Here is a 25536-nt window from a genome sequence, read left to right on the forward strand (position 1 = left end):
TCAGTCGCCCTCGACCAGAGTCAAGGTTTCACCGACCAGCCGATCCAGCGCCTCGATCACCGGGCGCGGTTTGAGCTCGCGCAGGCAGTTGTAGTGACCATAGCGGCAGGTGCGTTCGAAACAGGGACTGCACTCCAGCCCCAGGCGAACGATCTCGACGCGATCAGCCAACGGCGGGGTGAAACCCGGCGACGTGGAGCCATAGACCGCGACCAGCGGACGGTTCAGCGCCGCGGCTACGTGCATCAGCCCGGAATCGTTGGACACCACGGCAGTGGCCGCCGACATCAGGTCGATGGCCTCGGCCAGACTGGTCTGCCCGGACAGGTTGCTGACTTCCTCGCGCAGCCCGGGAATCAGACGCATGCGAATGTCTTCACCACAGGCATGATCGTTCTTCGACCCGAACAACCAGACCTGCCAGCCCTCGCGGATCTTGACCTCGGCCACCTTGGCGTAATGCTCGGCCGGCCAGCGCTTGGCTTCGCCGAACTCAGCGCCAGGGCACAGCGCCAGCACCGGACGATCCAGCTGCAGACCGAACTTGTTCAGGGCCGCTTCACGGCTGGCCTCGTCGATCTGCAAGCGCGGCTGCGGATAAGGCTGCGGTAGTGCGGCACCGGGCTCATAGGCCAGCGCCATGAAGCGTTCGATCATCAACGGATAGCGGTCTTTATCCAGCGTGCGCATGTCGTTGAGCAGGCCATAGCGCATCTCGCCCTTCCAGCCCGTACGCGTGGGGATCCCGGCGAACCAGGGCACCAAGGCGGACTTCAGCGAGTTGGGCAGCAGGATCGCCTGGTCGTACTGACCAGCCAGCGACTTGCCGATGCGCCGGCGCGTGGCCAGGTCGAGCACACCGTGGCCCAGCGGCAGGCTCAGCGCGGCGCGCACCTCGGGCATGCGCTCGAGGATCGGCCGGCTCCAGTCCGGCGCCAGGACGTCGATCTCGCACGCCGGGTGGCGCTGTTTCAGGCACTGGAACAGCGTCTGCGCCATCACCATGTCGCCTACCCAGCTGGGGCCGATGATCAGTATCTTCATGTCTTTTCCAGAAACGACCGGGGAGGCTTTCGCCTCCCCGTCGAGCCTTCGAGGAATCGCTTATTTAACCAGAGTACGCCATTCGGCGTGGCCACTGGTCTTGCCGGTGACCAGGTCGAAGTAGGCTTTCTGCAGCTTCTCGGTGATCGGCCCGCGGCGCCCGATGCCGATCTGACGACCGTCGACCTCACGGATCGGCGTGACCTCAGCGGCAGTACCGGTGAAGAAGGCCTCGTCGCAGATATACACCTCGTCGCGGGTGATGCGCTTCTCGACCACCTTGATGCCGTGCTCTTCGGCCAGGGTCAGGATGGTGCTGCGGGTGATGCCGTTGAGGCAGGAGGTCACTTCCGGGGTGTACACCACGCCGCCCTTGACCAGGAAGATGTTCTCGCCCGAGCCTTCGGCCACGTAGCCTTCCGGATCCAGCAGCATGGCCTCATCAGCGCCACCGGAAATGGCTTCCTGCAGGGCCAGCATCGAGTTGATGTAGTTGCCGTTGGCCTTGGCGCGCGTCATAGAGATGTTGACGTGGTGACGGGTGTAGGAGCTGGTGCGCACCTTGATGCCGTTCTCCAGCGCCGCTTCGCCCATGTAGGCGCCCCAGTGCCAGGCTGCAACGATCACGTGCACCTTCAGACCAGCGGCACGCAGGCCCATGCCTTCGCTGCCGAAGAACACCATCGGGCGCAGGTAGGCGCTTTCCAGGCCGTTCTCACGCACAGCGGCGCGCTGGGCGTCGTTGATCTCTTCCTTGGTGAAAGGGATCTGCATGTTGAAGATGTGTGCGGAGTCGAACAGGCGGTCAGTGTGCGCCTGCAGACGGAAGATCGCGGTGCCATCCGGGGTGTTGTAGGCACGCACGCCCTCGAACACGCCCATGCCGTAGTGCAGGGTGTGAGTCAGCACATGGGTGTTGGCTTCGCGCCACGGCACCAGTTTGCCGTCGTACCAGATCACGCCATCACGGTCGGACATCGACATCTTGCCTGCTCCTCAAATTCGCTTCACGGTTCGAACAATTAGGTGGGGCTGCAGCCCCGTCATTCAACTCAGCCCCAACTCACGCCACAGGCGCATCACGGCGCGGCGCTCGTCCTGGAACTGATCCCCTGGCACCACGCCAGGCTGCTTCTGCAGCGCCTGGCGATGGGCCGCCGAGCGGTAATTCTTGTAGACCTCACGCAGCAACGCGGCATCCTCGGCGCCCATCAGACCGACCCGCTCCAGACCTTCCAGAATACGGATGTTATCGGTGAACTCGAGTAGCTGCGGGTGTTGCCACGACCAGGCCAGAGCCGCGTATTGCACCATAAATTCGATATCGACGATACCACCGGCATCCTGCTTCAGATCGAAGGAGGACGTGGCCTCGAAGGCATTCGGCGCCGTCCCGGCCGCGGTATTTTTGTTGCCAAGGTTGTCACGCATCTTCGCGCGCATCTCGCTGACCTCGACGCGCAGCGCCTCGATATCGCGCTGGCGGCCAAGTACCTCGGCGCGAACGCGAGCGAATTCGCCGGCCAGGCGCGGGGCCCCCACCAACACCCGCGCCCGTACCAACGCCTGGTGCTCCCAGGTCCAGGCCTCGGTTTCCTGATAGCGCTGGAAGGCGCCCAGCGAGCTGACCAAAAGCCCGGCTGCGCCTGAGGGACGCAGCCGCATGTCCACCTCATAGAGCGCACCGGAGGTGGTCTGAGTGGTCAGCAGGTGAATAATGCGCTGCCCCAGGCGGGTGAAGAACTGCGCGCCATCGATAGGCTTGGCGCCATCGGTCTCCGCTTGCGGGTCACCACCATGGATGAATACCAGATCCAGATCCGAGCCATGGCCGAACTCCAGACCGCCTACCTTGCCATAACCGACGATGATGAAATCAGGATCGCACGGAGAGCCGTCGGCACGGCGCGGCCGCCCATGGCGTTGCACCGTGTGCTGCCAGGCGAGCGCCAGCACCTGGTCGAGGATCGCCTCAGCCAGCCAGGTCAGATAGTCCGAGACCTTCATCAACGGCAAGGTGCCGGCGATCTCCGAAGCGGCTACACGCAGGCCGTGCGCCAGCTTGAAGTGACGCAGCGCCTCCATCTGCTGCTCCAGATCCTCTTCGGGAATGCGGATCAGGCGCTCGTGCAACTCGGCCACCAGCTCCGGCGCCTGCGGCGGAGAATAAAGACGCCCTTCATTGAGCAGCTCATCGAGCAACAGCGGGAAGCGAGCGATTTGTTCGGCGATCCACGGGCTGGCCGCACACAACGTGGTCAGTCGCGACAAGGCTCCGGGGTTCTCGCTCAACAACACCAGATAGGCCGAGCGCCGCGCCACCTTCTCCACCAGCGGCAATACTCGCTCAAGCACCAGGTCAGGCTTATCGTGCTCGATGGTTTGCGCCAGCAGGCGTGGAACGAAGGCATCCAGCCGTTCCCGGCCGAGACGCTGCATGGCCCGCACCTGCGGGCCATTACGCAGATCGACGAGACGCTTGAACGCTGTTTCCGGCTCGCTGAAGCCCGCCTCTTGCAGCTGCTGCACCGCAGCCTCCTCGTCCAGCGCGCCTTCCCAAAGCGGCAGCCATTCAGCACCGACACAGGTCTCTCCACTCTGCGCCTCATCCTCATCGGGATCAGCGATCACCTGCTGGAAGTGCCACTCGATGCGCCCGCGCCAATGCATCAGCCGCTCGTGGAAACTCGCCCAATCGGCAAAGCCCATGATTGCCGCGACCCGCGCCTGATCCTGCAGATCGGCCGGCAGCATCTGCGTCTGGCGATCACCGATACCCTGCAGGGCGTGTTCGGTGTAGCGCAGAAACTCGTAGCCTTCCTTCATTTCCGTGACGACCGCCGACGGCAGGTAGCCCTGCCCCTCCAGCGTGGTCAGTACCTTGAGCAGCGGCCGTTGTTGCAGGCTGAGGTCGCGTCCGCCATGGATCAGCTGGAAGGCCTGGGCGATGAACTCGATCTCGCGAATACCACCAGCGCCGAGCTTGATGTTCTCGCTCATGCCCTTGCGACGCACCTCCTGCTGGATCAGCAGCTTCATCGCGCGCAACGCCTCGATGGCAGAAAAATCCAGGTAGCGGCGATAGACGAAGGGCCGCAGCATTTCCAACAGTTCGGCACCCGCAGCCTGATCACCGCCGACCACGCGCGCCTTGATCATGGCGTAACGCTCCCAGTCGCGGCCTTGATCCTGGTAGTACTGCTCCAGTGCATTGAAGCTGAACACCAGTGCGCCGCTCGAGCCATACGGGCGCAGACGCATGTCGGTACGGAACACGAAACCGTCGACGGTGATCGCGTCCAGTGCCTTGATCAGCTTCTGTCCCAGACGGATGAAAAACTCCTGGTTATCCAGGGGGCGCTTGACCCCCTCGGTCTCGCCCCCCTCCGGGTAACCGAAGATCAGATCGATGTCCGAAGACAGGTTGAGCTCGTGCGCGCCGAGCTTGCCCATGCCGAGGATGACCATGTGCTGCGGCTGGCCGCTGCGTCGACCGATGGGCGTCCCAAACTGCGCGCAGTAACGCGGATAAAGCCAGTGATAGGCTAGGTCGATGCAGGCATCAGCCAGATCGGAGAGGTCGCGACAGGTTTCCGCCAGCGCGGCCTGGCGACTGAAGTCACGCCAGATGATGCGCAATTGCTGACGATTGCGGAAACGCCGCAGGCAGCGCCCAAGGGCGTCCTCATCGGTGCAGTCGGCCAGCCAGGCCCCCAGCTGCTCCCGCAATTCGCCCGGCGCCAGGCTGCGCTCGAGCTCGCCAGACTCGCCAAGCTCGACGAACATCTGTGGATCACGCTGAGACTGCTCGGCGACGAAATCGCTCAACGCTGTCACTTGGCGCCAGCTCTCACGACGAGCCGCCGGCCAGGCCGCCACACACTCGGCGAGGCCCTGATGCCCGATCAGGGCCATCTGCAAGGATTGTTCGGCTCGCTCGGCGAGGGAAATCAGGGAGGCGGGCAACTCGACCAGCGACGGCAGGCTCATGGTCTATCCTTTTTGGCGGACTGCCAGACGCACGGTGCAATCGCCCGGAACCCCGCAGCGGCAGGGTGCGCGCGGCCGGCAGTGCCGCGAATTGTAGTTTTACTACTGAAGAATTGTATCCAGAGGGCTGAATCCGTCGTCGAAATGTAGTAAAACTACAAGGCGCCGGACCTATCCCCGGTAAATCCAAGAATTTCAACTCGCCCGCTCAAAAAGCCGGCGAGCCCCAACTGGCCTCCGATTCTGGAAGCCTTTCCGCCCTGGAGCAAGCCATGCAAGACCTCGATCCGATCGAAACCCAGGAATGGCTGGACGCCCTTGAATCCGTCCTCGACCGTGAGGGTGAAGACCGTGCCCATTACCTGATGACCCGTCTGGGCGAGCTGGCCACCCGTAGCGGTGCGCAATTGCCCTACGCGATCACCACGCCGTACCGCAACAGCATTCCGGTCACCCATGAAGCTCGCATGCCCGGCGACCTGTTCATGGAGCGCCGCATCCGCTCGCTGGTACGCTGGAACGCCCTGGCGATGGTGATGCGCACCAACCTGGACGACCCGGATCTGGGCGGCCACATTTCCAGCTTCGCTTCCTCGGCGACGCTGTACGACATCGGCTTCAACTACTTCTTCCAGGCCCCGACCGAAGAACACGGCGGCGACCTGGTGTTCTATCAGGGTCACGCCAGCCCTGGCGTCTACGCCCGCGCCTTCATGGAAGGCCGCATCAGCGAAGACCAGATGAAGAACTTCCGCCGCGAAGTGGATGGCAAAGGTCTGTCCTCCTACCCGCACCCCTGGCTGATGCCGGACTTCTGGCAGTTCCCGACCGTTTCCATGGGCCTGGGCCCGATCCAGGCGATCTACCAGGCACGCTTCATGAAGTACCTGGAAGCCCGCGGTTTCATCCCCGCTGGCAAGCAGAAGGTCTGGTGCTTCATGGGCGACGGCGAGTGCGACGAGCCGGAATCCCTCGGTGCCATTTCCCTGGCTGGCCGCGAGAAGCTGGACAACCTGATCTTCGTCATCAACTGCAACCTGCAGCGCCTCGACGGCCCGGTTCGCGGCAACGGCAAGATCATCCAGGAACTCGAAGGCGTGTTCCGCGGTGCTCAGTGGAACGTCAACAAGGTGGTCTGGGGTCGCTTCTGGGATCCGCTGTTCGCCAAGGACAAGGACGGCGCGCTGCAGCGTCGCATGGACGAAGTGGTCGACGGTGAATACCAGAACTACAAGGCCAAAGACGGCGCCTACGTTCGCGAAAACTTCTTCAACACCCCAGAACTCAAGGAAATGGTCAAAGACCTGTCCGACGACGAGATCTGGAAGCTCAACCGTGGCGGCCACGACCCGTACAAGGTCTACGCGGCCTACCACCAGGCCGTGAACCACAGCGGCCAGCCGACCGTGATCCTGGCCAAGACCATCAAGGGCTACGGTACCGGCGCCGGTGAAGCGAAGAACACCGCGCACAACACCAAGAAGGTCGATGTCGACAGCCTGCGTCAGTTCCGCGACCGCTTCGACATCCCGGTAAAAGACGAAGAGCTGGAAAACCTGCCGTTCGTACGTCCGGAAGAAGGCAGCGCCGAGTACAAGTACCTGCACGAGCGCCGCAACGCGCTGGGTGGTTTCGTACCGCAGCGTCGTCAGCAGAGCTTCAGCATCCCGACTCCGCCGCTGGATACCCTCAAGGCCATCCTCGATGGTTCCGGCGACCGCGAAATCTCCACCACCATGGCTTTCGTGCGCATCCTCGCGCAGCTGGTCAAGGACAAGGAACTCGGCCAGCGCATCGTTCCGATCATTCCGGACGAAGCCCGTACCTTCGGTATGGAAGGCATGTTCCGTCAGCTCGGCATCTACTCCTCGGTCGGTCAGCTCTACGAGCCGGTCGATAAAGACCAGGTGATGTTCTACAAAGAGGACAAGAAAGGTCAGATCCTCGAAGAAGGCATCAACGAAGCTGGCGCCATGAGTTCCTTCATCGCCGCTGGTACTTCGTACTCCTGCCACAACCAGCCGATGCTGCCGTTCTACATCTTCTACTCGATGTTCGGCTTCCAGCGTATCGGCGACCTGGCCTGGGCTGCTGGCGACAGCCGCACCCGTGGTTTCCTGATCGGCGGCACCGCCGGCCGTACCACCCTCAACGGTGAAGGCCTGCAGCACGAAGACGGTCACAGCCACATGCTGGCAGCGACCATCCCCAACTGCCGCACCTACGATCCGACCTACGGCTACGAGCTCGCCGTGATCATCCGCGAAGGCATTCGCCAGATGACCGAAGAGCAGCAGGACATCTTCTACTACATCACCGTGATGAACGAGTCGTACCAGCAGCCGGCCATGCCGGAGGGTATCGAGGACGGCATCATCAAGGGCATGTACCTGCTCGAGGAAGACAAGAAGGAAGCCGCGCACCACGTGCAACTGCTGGGTTCCGGCACCATCCTGCGTGAAGTGCGCGAGGCGGCGAAGATCCTGCGCGACGAGTACAACATCGGCGCCGATGTGTGGAGCGTTACCAGCTTCAACGAACTGCGTCGTGACGGCCTGGCCGTGGAGCGCAGCAATCGCCTGCATCCGGGCCAGAAGCCCAAGCAGACCTACATCGAAGAGTGCCTGAACGGTCGCAAGGGGCCGGTCATCGCCTCTACCGACTACATGAAGCTGTTCGCCGAACAGGTTCGTCAGTGGGTACCGAGCAAGGAATACAAGGTGCTGGGCACCGACGGCTTCGGCCGCAGCGACAGCCGCAAGCAGCTGCGTCACTTCTTCGAAGTGGATCGCAACTGGGTCGTGCTCGCCGCCCTGGAAGCCCTGGTAGACCGTGGCGAAATCGAAGCCAAGGTGCTGGCTGATGCCATCGCCAAGTTCGGCATCGACGCCGACAAAGCCAACCCCCTGGACTGCTAAGGAGCGTAGCGATGAGTGAATTGATTCGCGTACCCGACCTCGGCGGTGAAGGCGAGGTCATTGAACTGCTGGTGAAGGTCGGCGACCGTGTCGAAGCCGACCAGAGTGTACTGACCCTGGAGTCCGACAAGGCCTCCATGGAAGTGCCCTCGCCCAAAGCCGGCGTGATCAAGGAAATCAAGGTCAAGATCGGTGACCGCCTGAAAGAAGGCGACGAGCTGCTGGTACTGGAAGTCGAAGGTGCCGCCGAAGCAGCGCCTGCGCCGAAAGCCGAAGCTGCCCCTGCCCAAGCACCGAAAGCAGCCGCTCCGGCAGCGGCACCCGCTGCTGCAGCCAGCAGCAGTGTGCAAGACGTGCACGTGCCGGATATCGGCACCGATGGCAAGGTCAAGGTCATCGAAGTCATGGTCAAGGTGGGTGACACCATCGAAGCCGATCAGTCGCTGATCACCCTGGAGTCCGACAAGGCCTCCATGGAAATCCCTTCGCCGGCTGCCGGCGTGGTGGAAGAAGTGCTGGTCAAGCTGGACGCCGAAGTCGGCACCGGTGACCTGATCCTCAAGCTGCGTACCGCTGGCGGTGCAACCGCCAGTGCTGCTCCGGCTCAAGCTGCTGCACCCGCTGCCGCGCCAGCCGCCGCACCTGCTCCCGCTGCCACAGCCCCGGCTGCTGCTTCGGTACAGGAAGTGCACGTGCCGGATATCGGTACCGACGGCAAGGTCAAGGTCATCGAGGTCATGGTCAAGGCCGGCGACACCATCGAAGCCGATCAGTCGCTGATCACCCTGGAGTCCGACAAGGCTTCCATGGAAATCCCTTCGCCGGCTGCCGGCGTGGTGGAAGAAGTGCTGGTCAAGCTGGACGCCGAAGTCGGCACCGGCGACCTGATTCTCAAGCTCAAGGTAGCCGGCGCAGCTCCGGCCGCTGCGCCAGCTCAGGCCAGCCAGGAAGTACACCGCGTACCGGAAGGCGCGGCACCTGAAGTGGCTGCCGAAGTACGCGCCATCGCGTCGCTATCAGCCGCCGCTGCAGCCTCCGCCTCCGCGCCCAAGCGCGACGGTGCCAAGGTTCACGCCGGCCCTGCCGTGCGCCAGCTGGCTCGTGATTTCGGCGTGGAACTGGCCGATATCGCCGGTACCGGTCCGAAGGGTCGCATCCTCAAGGAAGACGTGCAGGTGCACGTCAAGGCGATGATGCAGAAGGCCAAGACTGCACCGCAGGCTGCCGCTGCCACCACCGGTGGCGCTGGCATCCCGCCGATTCCGACCGTGGACTTCAGCAAGTTCGGCGAAATCGAAGAAGTACCGATGACCCGCCTGATGCAGGTCGGCGCTGCCAACCTGCATCGCAGCTGGCTCAACGTGCCGCACGTGACTCAGTTCGACTCGGCCGACATCACCGATCTGGAAGCCTTCCGCGTCGCACAGAAAGCCGTGGCCGAGAAAGCCGGCGTCAAGCTGACCGTGCTGCCGCTGCTGCTCAAGGCCTGCGCCCATCTGCTCAAGGAGCTGCCGGACTTCAACAGTTCGCTGGCCCCGAGCGGCAAGGCGATCATCCGCAAGAAGTACGTGCATATCGGCTTCGCCGTCGATACGCCGGACGGCCTGCTGGTGCCGGTGATCAAGAACGTCGATCAGAAGAGCCTGCTGCAACTGGCTGCCGAAGCCGCCGCCCTGGCGGAAAAGGCGCGCACCAAAAAGCTCTCGGCTGACGACATGCAGGGCGCCTGCTTCACCATCTCCAGCCTCGGCCACATTGGCGGCACCGGCTTCACGCCGATCGTCAACGCGCCGGAAGTGGCGATCCTCGGTGTGAGCAAGGCGACCATCCAGCCAGTCTGGGATGGCAAGGCCTTCCAGCCCAAGCTGATGCTGCCGCTGTCGCTGTCGTATGACCATCGGGTGATCAACGGCGCTGCTGCCGCACGCTTCACCCAGCGCCTGTCGCAGCTGCTGGCGGATATCCGCACCATCCTGCTGTAAATCGTTTCGAGCACGCCACGCTCGCATCCTCAACCCCGCCCATTTGGGTGGGGTTTTTTTTGCCTGTCTCCTGAGCGGGTGCCAGAACGCAGTGCGTCAGCCCTTCTGCACGTTACGGATAAGGAAGCTCAACGCCTTGGCCAGTTCGCCAGCGGCTGCATGATCACGAACGATACTTAGCAGCGGGCTGCTGTCAGCCGGGTTGAACAACACGCAACGGATACCACCGGTCGGACATTCATAGCGAATGAACGGATCGATGCCGAATACCGGAACACGCTGATTGCGCACAGCAATGGCGGTGCCCTGAGTGCCGCGGCTTTCCTCGCGCAGAATCAGCTCGCCGCTATTGCCGGTACTGAAGCGGTACAGCAGGTCTTGTCGCTGCGCCTGCCCCACCTGGTAACCGGCACGCAGGGCGTAGGTTTCGAGCAGGGCATTGTTGTGAGCCAGCAGTGCCTGACGTTCGTTGTCGGTCAGGTACAAACGCTTGAGCCCATCGAGATAGGTACGCTGTTCGGCCCCCTGAAGTGCCATGGCATCACCGGCACTGGAGACAGCCGATCCGCAGGCCAGGAGCGTCCCGGCCAACAGCATGGCCATCAGTTTCCTTGTCAGTATCGCTTGCATGATGCACCCTTGCCGAACGCTATAGTGAAGTAGGCCTGAGCCCTAGCCTCCGTCCAAGCCGATACGCCTTCTGGCGCATTGGCCCTGTACCGAGAACGGATGCCTCGCCTGGTCAGCATACTGGAAGCCCAACGCCCAATGAAAAGCCATCCCGATGCCAGCACCCGCTCGGCAGCCGAGGTTGTGACGCAGTTGCCAGTGCCCTCGCGGCTCGGCATGCTGCGTTTCGAGCGCTTGAATGAGCCGAGCTGGGCTTTGTTGTTTCTCGATCCAGCCTGCGAGCGCAAGCTCGGTATCAGCGCCGCCGACTTGTGCGCACTGGTCGATGCTCCCTACGCCAGCCTGATGGAGCCCGAAGCACGCTACCGACTGCATGACGCCATCCAGCAGCAACTGGTGCAAGGGCCGCAGTATCTGGTTCGCTATACCCTGCACACACCACAAGGGCCGCTAAACCTGCTGGAGGTGGGCGAGCCGTTCAAACAGCGCAACCGCCAATTGCTGCGCGGCTATCTGCTGATCACGGACGAGAGTCTCGCCCAGCACACAACGACCGAGTTCGAACTGCAGACCCAGAACCAACAGTTGAACACGACGTTGCTGCAATACCAGCGTGCTCAGGAAGATCACCTGCAACACCTGGCGCGCTCACGCACCCAGCAGCAGTTGATCGTGCGCCTGGCGCGTCAGCGCTACGTGTCCAGCGACCCGCAACAGGAAGCCGCCGAACTCATCACCCAGGCCGCCTGCGAAGTCTACGGCGTGGCCCGCGCCGGCATCTGGAGGCTGGATAGCCAGCGCCTCGAATGCGTTTCACTGTATCGCCGCGACCTCGGGCGGCACGAGAAGTTACCTTCGATAGACGTGCACAATTTTCCGCACTACCTCGAAGCCCTGCACAGCGGTCGCTCGATCGATGCGCACGATGCCCAGCATGACCTGCGCACCCGTGAATTGGCGCAAGCCTACATGGAGCCACAGGGCATCACTTCGATGCTCGATGCCAGCATTCGTATCGAAGGCGAGGTGGTGGGCATTCTCTGCCTCGAACATATTGGCCCCAAACGCACCTGGCAGGCCGATGAGATTGCCTTCGCCGGCGAGCTGGCCGATCAATTCGCCCAGGTACTGATCAATCAGCAGAAGCGCAGCGCCACCCACGCGCTCTATCTGTTCCAACGCGCCGTGGAGCAGAGTGCCAGTGCTTTCCTGCTGGTAGACCGCGACGGCCGAGTGGAATACGTCAACCCCAGCTTCACCGCCATTACCCTCTACAGCAGTGACGAGGTCTGCGGTCATCGCCTGTCCGAACTACCGGCAATGGCCAACCTCAGTGATCTGCTGTTCGATGCTCACTCCAGCCTGGCCGAACATAGCAGTTGGCAGGGTGAATTCCGCAGTCGGCGCAAGAATCAGGAGCCCTACTGGGGCCACCTGTCGATCTCCAAGGTATATGGCGACGATGGCGAGCTGACTCACTACATCGGCATCTATGAAGACATCACCGAAACCAAGCTGGCGCAACAACGCATCGAGCGCCTGGCTTACACCGATAACCTGACCAACCTCGGCAATCGCCCAGCCTTCATCCGCAGCCTCGAAGAACGCTTCGCTCGCACCACCCAACAGCCCATGGGCCTGCTTCTGGTGGACATCGACAACTTCAAGCGGATCAACGACAGCCTCGGCCACCAGACCGGTGACAAGCTGCTCTCGGCACTGGCCAGGCGCCTGCGTAACAGCCTTGGCGCCAAGGGCAGTCTGGCGCGTTTCGCCAGCAACGAGTTCGCCATCCTGCTCGATGGCTGCGACCAGGAGATTGGCCAGCGTACTGCCCAGCAAATACTGCAGACCCTGGACAAGCCCCTGTTCGTCGACAATCAGTTGATCAGCATCACCGGCTCGGTCGGCCTGGCCATCGCCCCCGAACATGGCGACGATCCACAGACGCTGATGAAGCACGCCGGTCTCGCCCTGCACAAGGCCAAGGCCAACGGTAAGCACCAGGTGCAACTGTTCACCGAGGCGCTGAACGCCGAGGCCAACTACAAGCTGTTCGTCGAGAACAACCTGCGCCGCGCGCTGACCCAGAACGAGCTGGAAGTTTTCTACCAACCCAAGCTGTGCCTCAAGAGCGGGCAACTGCTGGGCATGGAAGCGCTGCTGCGCTGGCAGCATCCGGAAAAGGGCATGATTCGCCCGGATCAGTTCATCGGCGTCGCCGAGGAAACCGGACTGATCATCCCCATCGGCAAATGGGTGGTGCGCCAGGCCTGCCGCATGAGCAAGCAGATTGCAGCCATCGGCCTGGGTGAATTGCAGGTGGCGATCAACCTGTCACCCAAGCAGTTCTCCGATCCCGATCTGGTTGGCTCCATCGCCGCCATCCTGCACGAAGAACAACTCGACCCCAGGCTGCTGGAGCTGGAACTGACCGAAAGCCTGCTGCTGGAGGCCACCGATGACACCCGCCACCAACTCGGCCGCCTGAAGAGCCTGGGCCTGACCCTGGCCATGGACGACTTCGGCACCGGCTATTCATCGCTCAGCTACCTGAAGAAATTCCCCATCGACGTGATCAAGATCGATCGCAGCTTCATCAAGGACATTCCGGATAATCAGGACGACATGGAAATCACCTCCGCCGTGATCGCCATGGCCCACAATCTCAAGCTCAAAGTGGTTGCCGAAGGCATCGAGACCGGCGCCCAGCTTGGGTTCCTGCGCCGCCAGCAATGTGATGTCGGCCAGGGCTATCTGTTCGACAAGCCGATTTCTGGCCGCGACCTGATCGACAGCCTGCGCCGCTACCCCTGCCGGCCACAGGCCGACCAACGGACGTAATACGCCGCCCTGCGCATAGTCCACAATTGACCCACTTTCAGGAGACCGCCATGGTTCTGCGCTCCCAGATTCTCGTAAACAAACATGCACTGCCTACCGCCGAGCAAGCGTTGCCCGGCCGTGCCGAAGCGATGCCGGTGGCCGACACTCATTACGTCAACGGCAACCCGATCAAGCCGCCCTTCCCGGCCGGCCTGCAGCAGGCGGTGTTCGGCCTGGGCTGTTTCTGGGGTGCCGAGCGGCGCTTCTGGCAGCAGCCCGGCGTGTTCAGCACCGCCGTTGGCTATGCCGGTGGTTTCACCCCCAACCCGACCTACGAGGAGGTCTGTTCCGGTCTGACCGGGCACACCGAAGTGGTATTGGTGGTATTCGATCCGCAACAGACCAGCTTCGAAGCCTTGCTCAAGGTGTTCTGGGAAGTGCACAACCCGACCCAGGGCATGCGCCAGGGCAACGACCAGGGCACCCAGTACCGCTCGGCGATCTACTGCCAGGACGAAGCGCAGCTGAATGCAGCGCAGGCCAGCCAGGCTCGCTTCCAGGCCGAGCTGGACAAGGCTGCAATGGGCAGCATCACCACTGAAATCAGCGAAGCGCCGACCTTCTACTACGCCGAGACCTATCACCAGCAATACCTGGCGAAGAACCCGGGCGGCTATTGCGGCCTGGGCGGAACAGGCGTATGTCTACCCCCTGAATCTTGAGCACGGGTAGACAGTCGTGGAGCTGAGCAGCATTTCCAGCCAGGTATCGAGTCAGGCGTCGGCGCAGATCTCCGCGCAGATGTCGCTCCTGCTGCTGCGCAAGACGCTGGAGCTGCAGGCCGCCAACATCACCGGCCTGGTGCAGTCCGCTGCACCGGCCAGTGCGCCGAACAATCCGCCAAACCTGGGCAACAGCGTCGACGTGATGGCCTGAAGACCTGTCCGAAGAACAGGTGCCGTAAGGGCTCAACCCGGACTAAACTGCAGGCCATTAGCTATCAGCCAGCGGACTCGGCATGCCCGCCAACACTCTCTACATCACGCCCGAGCAGCTCTGCGTCGGTCTCTACGTTCATCTGGATCTGAGCTGGTGGGAGCATGACTTCGCCTTCAGCAACTTCAAGATCAAGGACGAAGCGCAGATTCGCGCCTTGCGCGCCCTGAAGCTGAAACAACTGCGCTACGACCCGGCGCGTAGCGACTGTCCGCCACTGGAGCTGGCCGACGATACACCCGCGCCGACTCCAGAAGAGCCGCCCGTCGATCCAGAGAACCAGGCCCGCCAGGAACGTGCGCAGAAGCTGCGCCACCTGCGAACCCGGCTGGCCGATGTGGATCGGCGCTTCATCGAGGCCAGCCAGCGTATCAAAGCGCTCAACCAGACTCTGCGCAGTCGACCGGAGGATGCCATGCGCCAGGCCGGCGCCATCGTCGGCGAGATGGTCGAGACATTGCTCGGCGCCCCCGGCGTGGTGCTGCATGGCATTACCGGCAAAGCGGCTGAGGACAGTTACTTCCATGCCCTCAATGTCACCGTATTGTCCCTGCTGCTCGGCCGTCAGCTTGGCCTCGACAGCGAGGCCTGCCATAGCCTGGGCCTCGGTGCCCTGCTGCATGACATCGGCAAGCTGGAAGTGCCCAGCAAGGTGCTGCTCAAGCCCGAGCCGCTGACCCGCCCGGAGCAACAGCTGCTGCAGATGCACACCGACTTCGGCCTGCGCATGGGGCAAAAGCTGATGCTCGACGACGAAGTGCTGCGCATCATTCACGAGCACCATGAATACTGCGACGGCAGTGGCTACCCACGCGGCCTGCGCGAAGCCGGCATCGCGCGCCTGAGCCGCCTGGTGGCCATCACCAACCATTTTGATGGCCTGTGCAACCCGCTCGATCCGCGCCAGGCCCTGAGCCCGCACGAGGCCCTAGCGTTGATGTTCAAGCAACAGCGTGAACGCTTCGATGACGTGGCGCTGAAGGCCTTCGTCCGCGTCATGGGCGTCTACCCGCCGGGCAGCATGGTGCAGCTGGAAGATGAGCGTTATGCGCTGGTGCTGGGCATCAACCCGACCCAGGCGCTGAAACCGACACTGATTCTCTACGATGCCGATACGCCCAAGCAGGAGGCCCTGATCGTCGACCTCGCCGAGGAGCCGAAACTGGCCATCGCACGCAGTCTGCGCCCTTCGCAGCTACCGCTGGAGGTGCTGGAATACCTCAGCCCGCGGCGCAACCTGAGCTATCACATCGAGCCCAACCACAAGCCGGGTTGAACAGCCTGTCTCCATGGCAGTGGCAAGCCGCGTGTACGGCATACGGCGTACTGCTTCGCGAACGGATCGCCGCCCGGTACGCCCTACACACTGGTAGCCCGGATGCAATCCGGGGATCGGGACTACGGTTCCCGGATTTCATCCGGGCTACTCACTGCAGGGGGCGTCGTGCGTAACACTCCCTCAGGGCACGCTCAACCCGCCGGTTTCTCCTCGATCAACCAGTCCAGACGCCAGCCGCCCTTGCTCTGGCCAAGCGCATCGGCCAGCCAGGGCAGAAGCTGCTTGAGTTCGTCCTCCAGCCCCCATGGCGGATTGCTGATCACCAGCCCCGAACCCGACAGACGCGTGGCATCGTCCGGTGCATGCACATAGAGTTCGGCGCGCAGCAGCTTGGGCGCCGCGCTCTTTTGCAAGTCGCGGTAGAAGCGCGTCAACTGACGCTCGTCCTTGATCGGGTACCAGATCGCCACGATGGCCTGACGCATGCGCCCATGCGCCTCGTTCAGCGCCTCGACGCAGCGCTGCAGTTCATCGGCTTTCTCGAATGGCGGGTCGATCAGCAGCAACACGCGCTTCTCGCGAGTCGGCATCAGCGCCCGTGGCACGTACCAGCCCTCGCCCAGGTGCACGGCCACGCGACGGTCACCGCGCATGTTGTCCTTGAGCAATCGGCCGTCTTCCGGATGTTTCTCGTTGAGCTGCAGGCGATCCTGTTCACGGCTGAGCAGACGCGCCAGCTCGGGCGAGCCGGGGTAATAGCGCAGCTCACCGTCCGGGTTCATCGCCCGCACCACCTCCAGGTAGGCCTCCACCGCATCTGGCAACTGCTCGGCCTGCCACAGGCGAGCGATGCCTTCCAGGTACTCGCCGGTACGGCTGGCCTGGTCGCCCTGTAAATCGTACAGGCCGAGTCCGGCGTGGCTATCGAGATAGGCGAAAGGCGCCTCTTTGCGTGACAACAGGGCGATCAGGCGGGTCAACACCAGGTGCTTGAGCACATCGGCGTGGTTGCCGGCATGGAAGGCGTGGCGGTAATTCATTGAGGTCTCCGAAGCGGTCGCCAAGTTTACCCGCTGAGCGGGCTTTGCGCGCGCATCAGCTCCAGCAGCAACGCCAGCGCCGGGTGCTCGCCGGCATCGCGACGACGTGCCAGCAGCGTGGTGGTCGCCCCCAGCTCAGGGGTAATGGCCTGATACTGCACCAGATGCACACGCGGGTGACTCTCGAGCAGGCTGCGCGGCAACAGGCCGATACCCATGCCAGCAGCGATGCCAGCAAAGATAGCGTCGATGGAGCCATAGCTCTGCCGCGCCGCCACCTGCAAACCACGACTGATCGCCCAGCGCTCGAGGCGCTCGCGGTAATGGCAGCCCTCGGGGAAACCCAGCAAGGTCTGCGGTCGGCTCTCCAGGCTGGAGGCATCCTGTGCGGGCGGCAGCACCAGCATCAGTTCCTCCTGCCAGATAGGCAGACAGTCGAGCAGGGGATGCTCGAACGGCCCGCCGATCAATCCGCCGTCCAGCGCTCCGGATAGCACACCCTCGACCAGGCGCCGGCTCGGCCCGGTACTGAGTTGCAGGTTGACCCGCGGTGCCCGCTGGTGGAACGCCGCAAGCAGCTCCGGCAAGCGCACAGCCGCGGTGGTTTCCATCGAGCCCAGGCGCAGATCGCCACTCCAGATATCTTCCTGCACGCTGCGCCAGGCCGTCTGGCACAGCTGCTCCAGGTGTTCGGCATGGGGCAACAGGCGTTCACCCGCTGGCGTCAGCCGCAAGCGCTGGCCCTGACGCAGGAACAGTCGCGTATCGAGCTGCTGCTCCAGTTGCCGCAAGCGCGCCGAGACATTCGACGGCACGCAGCTCAGGCGCAAGCCTGCGGCGCTCAACGAGCCCTCACGCGCTACAGCGAGGAAGTAACGAAACAACTGAGGATTGAGTCGCTGCCAGGCACCCATGAACTTCACCAAAAGTGAAAACTGACCGCAGTATTTTTCACTAACGATCAGTTTGCTACAACGGCTAAGGTGCGCGGCACGACCGGAGGCCAGATGCCCAGATTCGACCGCAGCCACTTCACCGCCCTGCTCGCCGCCGCCCTGGCGCTGGTGGTCGTGCATGCTCTCGGCCGCTTCGCCTATACCCCGCTGTTACCCCTGTTGCTCGATGACGGTTTGTTCAACCTGGCCGAAGGCGCCCAATTGGCGACCTGGAACTACCTGGGCTATCTGCTCGGCACCCTGCTCGCACTGCCTATGGCCAATCCGCGCGGCTTGCGCCTGGGCCTGCCAGCGGCCCTGCTGATCAACGCTAGCCTGACCCTGGGGCAGGTGTTCGTTCATGACTTCGCCGGCCTCGCGGCGCTGCGCCTGTTCAATGGCATCAGCAACGGCATTGTCTTCGTACTCGCACCGGCACTGGTTCTGGAGTGGCTGGCCTTGCGCCAAGCGACGGCACTCAGCGGCCTGGTGTACCTGGGGTTGGGCGGCGGCATGCTGTTGTGCGGCGTGCTGGTAACCATCACGCCCTGGCAAGGGCCGATGCGCTGGCTGCCAATGGCCCTCTGCGCTCTGCCTTTGGCGCTGCTCTGCGCCCCCATGCTGCGACGCCTGGCGCTGGATCTACCTGAAAAGCCCCACGCCAGCACTCAAGCGCCGCTGTTCGACAGGCGCAATCTACCGTTGTTGATGGCCTATCTCGGCGCCGGTCTGGGCTACATCCTGCCGCTGACCTTCCTTCCGGCACTGGCTCGGGAGCAGTTGCCCGCCGACCATCCGCTGCTGATCGGCAACTGGTGGTGGACAGCGCTTGCCTGCCTGGTCTCGGCCACCCTATGGAACCACGCAGGCGCCTGGCTGGGTGATCGTCGCGCCCTGTTGGCCAACTACCTGCTGCAACTGCTCGGCGTGGCCATGCCCATCCTGCTGCCCGGCCCCATTGGCGTGATGGCCTGCGCCCTACTGGTAGGCGGCACTTTTCTCGGTACCGTGCTGCTGACCCAACGCCTGGCTCGCACGCTCAACCCCGGCCAGGGCTTGCGCCTGGCGGCGCTGCTGATCAGTCTCTATGGCGGCAGCCAATTGCTCGGCCCCTGGCTGGTGGAACACTGGACTGCCGCCGGGCATAGCCTCACAAGCAGTTTTTCCATTGGTGCGGCTGCACTGCTCTGGGCCCTGTTTTGGGCCTGGCGCGTAGCCGAGCCGCAACCCAACCGCTGAAACGGAGCCATCCCATGCCTCTCACCGTCCTGCTCGGCAGCGAACTCCCCCTGATCCAGGCGCCGATGGCCGGCTCGCAGAATCATCGCCTGGCTGCTGCCGTGTGCCAGGCCGGCGGTCTCGGTTCGATTCCCTGCGCCATGCTCACGCCCGCCGCCCTGCGCCAGGAACTGGAGGCCATGCGTGGCCTGACCGAGCGCCCGTTCAACCTGAATTTCTTCAGCCATGTACCACCAGTGGCGGACGCGACGCGCGAAACGATCTGGCGCGAGGCCCTGGCCCCCTACTACCGCGAACTGGGTGCGGAGCAGGCCAGCATCGCTGGCGGCCCTGGACGTCTGCCGTTCAACGAGGAGACCGCCGCGCTGGTGGAGGAATTTCGCCCAGCGGTCGTGAGCTTTCACTTCGGCCTGCCGGAAGATGCGCTGCTGCAGCGGGTAAGGCGCAGCGGGGCGAAGATTCTCTCCAGCGCCACCACCCTGGACGAAGCGCTGTGGCTGCAGGAACGTGGCGTCGATGCAGTGATCGCGCAGGGCCTGGAAGCCGGTGGCCATCGCGGGCATTTTCTCGATCACGACCTGAGCCGCCAGCTCGGCACCTTCGCCCTGCTGCCGCAACTGGTCGATGCCCTCTCGGTGCCGGTGATCGCTGCAGGCGGCATCAGCGATGCGCGCGGCGTGGCAGCCGCCATGGCTCTCGGCGCGGCGGGCGTGCAGGTGGGTAGCGCGTACCTGCTTTGCCCCGAGGCCAATACCAGCGCCGTGCATCGAGCCGCCCTACAAAGCCCTGCGGCGCGCCACACGGCGCTGACCAACCTGTTCAGCGGGCGCCCGGCGCGCGGCATCGTCAACCGCCTTATGCGAGAACTGGGCCCACTCAGCGAACAGGCACCCGCCTTCCCCCTGGCTACTGCGGCCATCGCACCGCTGCGTGCGGCGGCCGAAGCCCAGGGTAGCGGTGATTTCTCACCGCTGTGGGCGGGACAAAATGCCGCCAATTGCCGGCCGATGCCCGCCGCCGAGCTGACCCGCGAACTGGCACAGGGCTTTACTCGAGGTTGAGCTTCGCGGCTGAAGCCGCTCCTACAAGCGGACATTGGCGGCAGGATTTAGCGCTTTATCACGGCCGATGATGGTACTGGGCAGCCAGGGTGCTGGCTGCCTAGACTCGATTGATCATCTGGAGGCCCGTTCCATGTCCGAGACCCTGCTCAGCTCCCGCAACCTGGCGTTCGAACTCTATGAAGTGCTCGACGCCGAAGCCCTGACCCAACGTCCGCGCTTCGCCGATCACAACCGCGAGACCTTCGACGCAGCGGTCAGCACCGCGCGCGGCATCGCCGAAGAGCTGTTCGCCCCGCACAACCGCAAGAACGACGAACACGAACCGAAGTACGTCGACGGTGGTGCAGTGCTGATCCCGGAGATCGAGCCGGCGCTACGCGCCTTCCACGAAGCCGGTTTCCTCAATGCCACCCGCGATTTCGAGCACGGCGGCATGCAACTGCCCAACCTGCTGTCACAGGCCTGCTTCGCGCATTTCCAGTCGGCCAACATCGCCACCAGCTCCTACTCGATGCTGACCATGGGCGTGGCCAACCTGATCGAAGCCTTCGGCAACGAAGAACAGAAGGCCCGCTACCTGCAGCCAATCATCGATGGCCGCTTCTTCGGCACCATGGCGCTGACCGAGCCACATGCCGGCTCGTCGCTGTCGGACATCCGCACCAAGGCCGAGCCGCACGCCGACGGCAGCTACCGGATCAAGGGCAACAAGATCTTCATCTCCGGCGGTGACCAGCCGATCTCCGAGAACATCGTGCACATGGTGCTGGCCAAGCTGCCGGACGCCCCGCCCGGAGTAAAAGGCATCAGCCTGTTCCTGGTGCCCAAGTTCCACGTCAACGATGACGGCAGCCTCGGCACGCGCAACGACGTGACCCTGGCCGGCCTGTTCCACAAGATGGGCTGGCGCGGCACCACCTCCACCGCGCTCAATTTCGGCGACAACGGCGAGTGCGTCGGCTACCTGGTGGGCAAACCGCACGCTGGCCTGTCCTACATGTTCCAGATGATGAACGAGGCGCGCATCGGCGTCGGTATGGGCGCGATCATGCTCGGCTACGCCGGTTACCTGTATTCGCTGGACTACGCGCGCAACCGCCCGCAGGGCCGCCAGCCCGACGGCAAGGATCCGAGCAGCCCGCAGATTTCCATCGTCGAGCACGCCGACGTACGGCGCATGCTGCTGACGCAGAAGGCCTACGTCGAAGGCGCCTTCGACCTCGGGCTGTACGCCGCACGCCTGTTCGACGACACCCATACCCTGGAAACCGCCGAAGAGCGCACCCGCGCCCTGGAACTGCTCGACCTGCTCACGCCCATCGTCAAGTCCTGGCCTTCAGAGTTCTGCCTCAAGGCCAACGAACTGGCCATCCAGATCCTCGGCGGCCACGGTTACACCCGTGAATATCCGGTGGAGCAGTACTACCGCGACAACCGCCTCAACCCGATCCACGAAGGCACCCACGGCATCCAGTCGCTCGACCTGCTCGGGCGCAAGGTTTCGCAGAACGGCGGCGCCGCGCTCAAGCAACTGCTCAAGCTGATCAACGACTGTTGCCAGTGCGCCAGCGCTCACGAATCGCTCACCGCCCTGCGCCAGCCGTTGGAGCAACTGCTAGCACGCCTGCAGGCAGTGACCCTGGCGCTGCTCGGCGATCTGATGAGCGGCAAGGTCAATCAGGGCCTGGCCAACTCGGCGCTGTACCTGAAGGTATTCGGCCACACGGTGATCGGCTGGCGCTGGCTGGAACAGGCAATTCGCGCCGAGCAGGGCCTGGCACGCACGAGCGATGCCGAGGAGCAGGCCTTCTATCGCGGCAAGCTGCAGGCGGCGCGCTACTTCCTGACCTGGGAAGTACCGAGCTGCCATCATGATCTGGCCATCCTCGAAGCCCGCGACGACACCTGCCTGGGCATGCAGGACGAGTGGTTCTAGATAGGGAGCGGTAGGGCGCGGTGCACTGGGCGTATCGGGCGGTGATCCGTTCGCGAAGCAGTACGCCGTTGGATTTGTGCTGCGCCCAAACACGGCGGACTGTTCGCTGGCGCTACTCCCGGTCGGCGCCCCGATCCGCCCTACGCACTGGTTTTCCCGGGCCCAATCGATCCCGAAGCTGACGTGCAATGCATCAGCCTTGCAGGAAACCAACTGCCGGGAGTAACGTCCAACCGGCGGTTCGACATTCGTCACCGCCGCCTGCCCGTCCAATCACAGACCCTCGACCATGCCCCTGCTGCGCCTCCTTCTCGCTGTCACCCTGCTTGCCTTCAACCTGCCGCTGCACGCGGGCGAGCCGCCCAAGATCGATGCCGTACAGCGCAGCATCGATACCCTGGCCGAACGCAAGCTAGCCGAGCCCGAGCAAACGGCGATACAGAAGACGCTGGAACAGACCCTGCGCCTGCTGCAGGATCGCGACGCCAGCGAGCAGCGCCTCAAGCAACTGAACCAGCAACTCGAGGAGGCGCCACGGCAAATCGCAGAAGCCCGCAGCCAACTGGCGCGCCTGCAAGGCAGTGCATCGACCGACGTGGCCAAGGTCTATGCCAGAAGCGCGCCGCAGGAGCTGGATCAGCTGCTCGGCGAGCGCAGCCGCCAACTGAATGACTGGCAGCAGCAGATCATCGAGGCCAACAGCCTGGTGATCAACGCACAGACCCGCCCTGAGCGCGCCCAGACGGAAATCGGCAATAACCAGGTTCGTACCCAGCAGATCAACCTCGCGTTGAAGAGTGATCGCCTGGACGATAAGCCCCTGACGCCTGAGCTGCGTGATCAGTTGAATGCCGAACTGGCCCTGCTCGCCGCACAGACCAACCTGCGTCGCCAGGAACTGGCCGGCAACAGCCTGCTGCAGGATCTCGGCAACAGCCGTCGCGAGCTGCTCGACGAACGCATCCGCCGGGTCGAGCAGGAGCGCCTGGAGCTGCAGAACCTGATCAACGACAAGCGCCGCGCCGAGTCGCAGCAAGCGGTCGACGAACAATCGCAGGAAGTCCGACGCACCACCTCCGGCGGTAGCCTGCTGGCCCAGGAAAGCGCACTCAACCTCAAACTCTCCGACTACCTGCTGGAAGTTACCGAACGCCTCAACAAGCGCACCCAGCAGAACCTGCAGACCCAGCAGCAGCTCGATAGCCTGAACCAGACCAGCCAGGCTCTGGATGAACAGATCAGCGTGCTGCAGGGCAGCCTGCTGCTCTCGAAGATTCTCTACCAGCAGAAACAGGCGCTGCCCAATGTTCCCCAGGATCGCAGCAACCTGACCAACGAAATCGCCGACCTGCGGCTGAACCAGTTCGAGATTGGCCAGCAGCGCGACGCCGTCGCCCAGCCCGAGCGCTACATCGATCAACTGCTCGCCAACCGCCCCAGCGAAGAGGCCGACGCCGAATTGCGCAGCGCGCTGCAGGCGCAACTGACCACCCGCCGTGAACTGCTCGACCGCCTGAATCGCGAGCTAGACGCCCTGCTCGGCGAATCCATTACCCTGCAGCTCAACCGCACGGAACTGGAAACGACTGCCGCCACTCTGCGCGCCACGCTGGACGAGCAGATGTTCTGGCTACCCAGCAACCGTCCGCTGGATCTGCAATGGCTCAAAGCCGCGCCACAACGCGTCAGCCAACAGTTGCACGACATCCCCTGGGGCACGGCGATACAGGAAATCGGTGCCAGCCTGCTGCAACGTCCCCTGCTGTTCCTGCCGCTGCTGCTGATGATCGCGGCACTGCTCTGGCAACGCCGCTACATGTTCGAAAAACTCTCGGCGCTGCACGCCGATATCGGCCACTACAAACTCGACAGCCAGTTGCACACGCCACTGGCGCTGCTGCTGACCCTGCTGCTCGCCCTACCCGGCACGCTGTTCCTGGCGCTGTGCGGCTACGCCCTGCAACAGGATCTGCGTGGGCACAACGCCAACCTCTCGGCGGCGCTGTTCCAGATGGCTCAGGCCTGGCTGGTGTTCTACACCCTGTATCGCGTGCTGGCGCCAAGTGGCGTGGCCGAATTGCATTTCCGCTGGGCACGTCCGACCGTCACCTTCCTGCGTACCCAGGTGCGCTACCTGGGCCTGGTGGTGATGGCACTGGTGGCGGTGGTCAGCTTCGCCGAACATCAGCCGGCCAACCTGGCCGAGGACGTGATCGGCATCGTCGTCGTGATCATCTGCTACGCGCTGGTCGCCTGGCTGATGCTGCGCCTGCTGCTCAAGAATCCCGAGCGGGAAAGCCTCACCGCGCTGCGCTCGACGGCCGGCATCGCCTTCAGCCTGCTGCCGCTGGTACTGATCGCGGCGCTATTCTTCGGCTACTACTACACGGCCCTGAAGCTCACCGACCGCCTGATCGAAACGCTTTACCTGCTGCTGATCTGGCTGTTGGCGGAGGCCAGTCTCATTCGCGGCCTGGCCGTGGCCGCACGCCGCCTGGCCTACCAACGCGCCCAGGCGCAGCGTCAAGCCGAAGCGGAAGCCGAGAACCGCGAGCACGGCGACAGTGAAATGGTGGTGGAATCACCGATCCTCGACATGCAGCAGGTCAACCAGCAGTCGCTGCGCTTGATCCGCCTGGCGTTGTTCGGTGGTTTCCTGGTCGGCCTCTACTGGGTCTGGGCCGACCTGCTCAGCGTCTTCACCTATCTCAACAACATCACCCTGTACGAATACACCAGCGCTACCGGCCTGCTCCCCATCAGCCTGCTCGACGTACTCGGCGCCCTGCTCATCGTCGCCCTGACCGTCGCCCTGGCGCGCAACCTGCCAGGTCTGCTGGAAGTCCTGGTGCTGTCACGCCTGAACCTGGCACAAGGCAGCGCCTATGCCACCACCACCCTGCTCTCCTACGTGCTGATCGGCATCGGCACGGTTACCACGCTGGGCATACTGGGCGTCAGCTGGGACAAGCTGCAATGGCTGGTCGCAGCCCTCTCGGTGGGTCTGGGCTTTGGCCTGCAGGCGATCTTCGCCAACTTCGTTTCCGGCCTGATCATTCTCTTCGAGCGCCCGGTACGTATCGGCGACCTGGTCACGGTCGGTGGCGTCACCGGCACGGTCAAGCGCATCCATATCCGCGCCACGCACATCATCGATGGCGACCGCAAAGCGGTCATCGTGCCGAACCAGATCTTCATCACCACACAGTTGATCAACTGGACGCTGGTCGACAGCGTCACCCGCGTCGTACTGACCTTCGTGGTCAATCGCGGCGCTGATCTGGAGCAGGTGCGTGAACTGTTGCTACAGGCCGCCCAGGAAAACTCGCGGGTGATGCGTGATCCACTGCCCAGCTCGCAACTGACCCTGTACGGCGCCAGCACCCTGACCTTCGAGCTGAAGGTGTTCGTGCGTGAACTGGGTGACCGCGGCCCGGCGACCGATGAACTCAACCGCCGTGTCGACCAACTGTTCAGCGAACATAGCATCAACATTTCCGGCGTACCGAAGATGGATATTTTCCTGCAACGCCGCGACGGCAAAGGTGAAGTGAAGATCGAAGCCGAACCGGAACAATGAGCCGCGCGCTCTCGAAAGAGGGAACTCGCGGCTGGCGGCCCCGGCCTATTCCTAGCAGAATGCTCGGATATGTATCC

The 25536-nt window shown here is 63.4% G+C and carries 16 protein-coding genes; 10 read left to right on the forward strand and 6 right to left on the reverse strand.

What is annotated here, in order from left to right; translation table 11 throughout:
* From waaF to glnE, 3 genes are all read right to left on the reverse strand, one after another.
* Positions 1-1044 carry a lipopolysaccharide heptosyltransferase II gene (gene waaF / locus C7A17_RS07025; RefSeq protein WP_106737350.1) on the reverse strand — a complete coding sequence of 348 codons (1044 nt, stop codon included), beginning with the start codon at positions 1042-1044 and terminating at the stop codon, positions 1-3.
* 60 nt (positions 1045-1104) lie between these two features.
* Positions 1105-2028, reverse strand: a complete 924-nt coding sequence (locus tag C7A17_RS07030) for a branched-chain amino acid transaminase (RefSeq protein WP_106737351.1) — start codon at positions 2026-2028, stop codon at positions 1105-1107.
* 63 nt (positions 2029-2091) lie between these two features.
* A complete protein-coding gene (glnE, locus tag C7A17_RS07035) occupies positions 2092-5034 on the reverse strand; it encodes a bifunctional [glutamate--ammonia ligase]-adenylyl-L-tyrosine phosphorylase/[glutamate--ammonia-ligase] adenylyltransferase (RefSeq protein ID WP_106737352.1) in 2943 nt (980 codons plus the stop codon).
* A 272-nt stretch (positions 5035-5306) separates the two neighbouring features.
* Here glnE and aceE point away from each other — a divergent pair, with 272 nt between their 5' ends.
* Both aceE and aceF read left to right on the forward strand, forming a co-directional pair.
* Positions 5307-7952 (forward strand): pyruvate dehydrogenase (acetyl-transferring), homodimeric type, encoded by a 2646-nt coding sequence (aceE, locus tag C7A17_RS07040; RefSeq protein WP_106737353.1) that lies wholly within the window; start codon positions 5307-5309, stop codon positions 7950-7952.
* Between the two features lie 11 nt (positions 7953-7963).
* The gene (gene aceF, locus C7A17_RS07045; protein WP_106737354.1) at positions 7964-9934 is read left to right on the forward strand and encodes a dihydrolipoyllysine-residue acetyltransferase; all 1971 of its coding nucleotides are present in this window, start codon (positions 7964-7966) and stop codon (positions 9932-9934) included.
* A 96-nt stretch (positions 9935-10030) separates the two neighbouring features.
* On the opposite strand, the gene C7A17_RS07050 is transcribed toward aceF, so the two are convergent.
* Positions 10031-10537, reverse strand: coding sequence for a hypothetical protein (locus C7A17_RS07050; protein ID WP_106737355.1), 507 nt, complete (start codon positions 10535-10537; stop codon positions 10031-10033).
* 165 nt (positions 10538-10702) lie between these two features.
* Here C7A17_RS07050 and C7A17_RS07055 point away from each other — a divergent pair, with 165 nt between their 5' ends.
* From C7A17_RS07055 to C7A17_RS07070, 4 genes are all read left to right on the forward strand, one after another.
* Positions 10703-13408: a putative bifunctional diguanylate cyclase/phosphodiesterase gene (locus tag C7A17_RS07055; protein WP_106742783.1), complete on the forward strand. Its 2706-nt coding sequence runs from the start codon at positions 10703-10705 to the stop codon at positions 13406-13408.
* Between the two features lie 50 nt (positions 13409-13458).
* Positions 13459-14112, forward strand: coding sequence for a peptide-methionine (S)-S-oxide reductase MsrA (gene msrA, locus C7A17_RS07060; protein ID WP_106737356.1), 654 nt, complete (start codon positions 13459-13461; stop codon positions 14110-14112).
* A gap of 16 nt (positions 14113-14128) precedes the next feature.
* Positions 14129-14326 carry a putative motility protein gene (locus tag C7A17_RS07065; protein WP_106737357.1) on the forward strand — a complete coding sequence of 66 codons (198 nt, stop codon included), beginning with the start codon at positions 14129-14131 and terminating at the stop codon, positions 14324-14326.
* An 82-nt stretch (positions 14327-14408) separates the two neighbouring features.
* Positions 14409-15662 carry an HD-GYP domain-containing protein gene (locus C7A17_RS07070; protein ID WP_106737358.1) on the forward strand — a complete coding sequence of 418 codons (1254 nt, stop codon included), beginning with the start codon at positions 14409-14411 and terminating at the stop codon, positions 15660-15662.
* A 194-nt stretch (positions 15663-15856) separates the two neighbouring features.
* On the opposite strand, the gene C7A17_RS07075 is transcribed toward C7A17_RS07070, so the two are convergent.
* Complete coding sequence (locus C7A17_RS07075) at positions 15857-16705, reverse strand: 23S rRNA (adenine(2030)-N(6))-methyltransferase RlmJ (protein WP_106737359.1); 849 nt, start codon at positions 16703-16705, stop codon at positions 15857-15859.
* 26 nt (positions 16706-16731) lie between these two features.
* On the reverse strand, positions 16732-17619 hold the full coding sequence (locus C7A17_RS07080) for a LysR family transcriptional regulator (RefSeq protein ID WP_106737360.1): 888 nt from the start codon (positions 17617-17619) through the stop codon (positions 16732-16734).
* Positions 17620-17712: 93 nt separating this feature from the next.
* Here C7A17_RS07080 and C7A17_RS07085 point away from each other — a divergent pair, with 93 nt between their 5' ends.
* The 4 genes from C7A17_RS07085 to mscK all read left to right on the forward strand — a co-directional run bounded on the left by C7A17_RS07085 (position 17713) and on the right by mscK (position 25459).
* Positions 17713-18879 (forward strand): YbfB/YjiJ family MFS transporter, encoded by a 1167-nt coding sequence (locus tag C7A17_RS07085; protein WP_106737361.1) that lies wholly within the window; start codon positions 17713-17715, stop codon positions 18877-18879.
* A gap of 14 nt (positions 18880-18893) precedes the next feature.
* Complete coding sequence (locus tag C7A17_RS07090) at positions 18894-19940, forward strand: NAD(P)H-dependent flavin oxidoreductase (RefSeq protein ID WP_106737362.1); 1047 nt, start codon at positions 18894-18896, stop codon at positions 19938-19940.
* Between the two features lie 133 nt (positions 19941-20073).
* The gene (locus C7A17_RS07095; protein ID WP_106742786.1) at positions 20074-21879 is read left to right on the forward strand and encodes an acyl-CoA dehydrogenase; all 1806 of its coding nucleotides are present in this window, start codon (positions 20074-20076) and stop codon (positions 21877-21879) included.
* Positions 21880-22168: 289 nt separating this feature from the next.
* The gene (mscK, locus tag C7A17_RS07100) at positions 22169-25459 is read left to right on the forward strand and encodes a mechanosensitive channel MscK (RefSeq protein ID WP_106737363.1); all 3291 of its coding nucleotides are present in this window, start codon (positions 22169-22171) and stop codon (positions 25457-25459) included.
* Positions 25460-25536 lie beyond the last annotated feature (77 nt).

It is taken from the genome of Pseudomonas mendocina (assembly GCF_003008615.1).
In the GTDB taxonomy this organism is placed as follows: Bacteria; Pseudomonadota; Gammaproteobacteria; order Pseudomonadales; family Pseudomonadaceae; genus Aquipseudomonas; species Aquipseudomonas mendocina_C.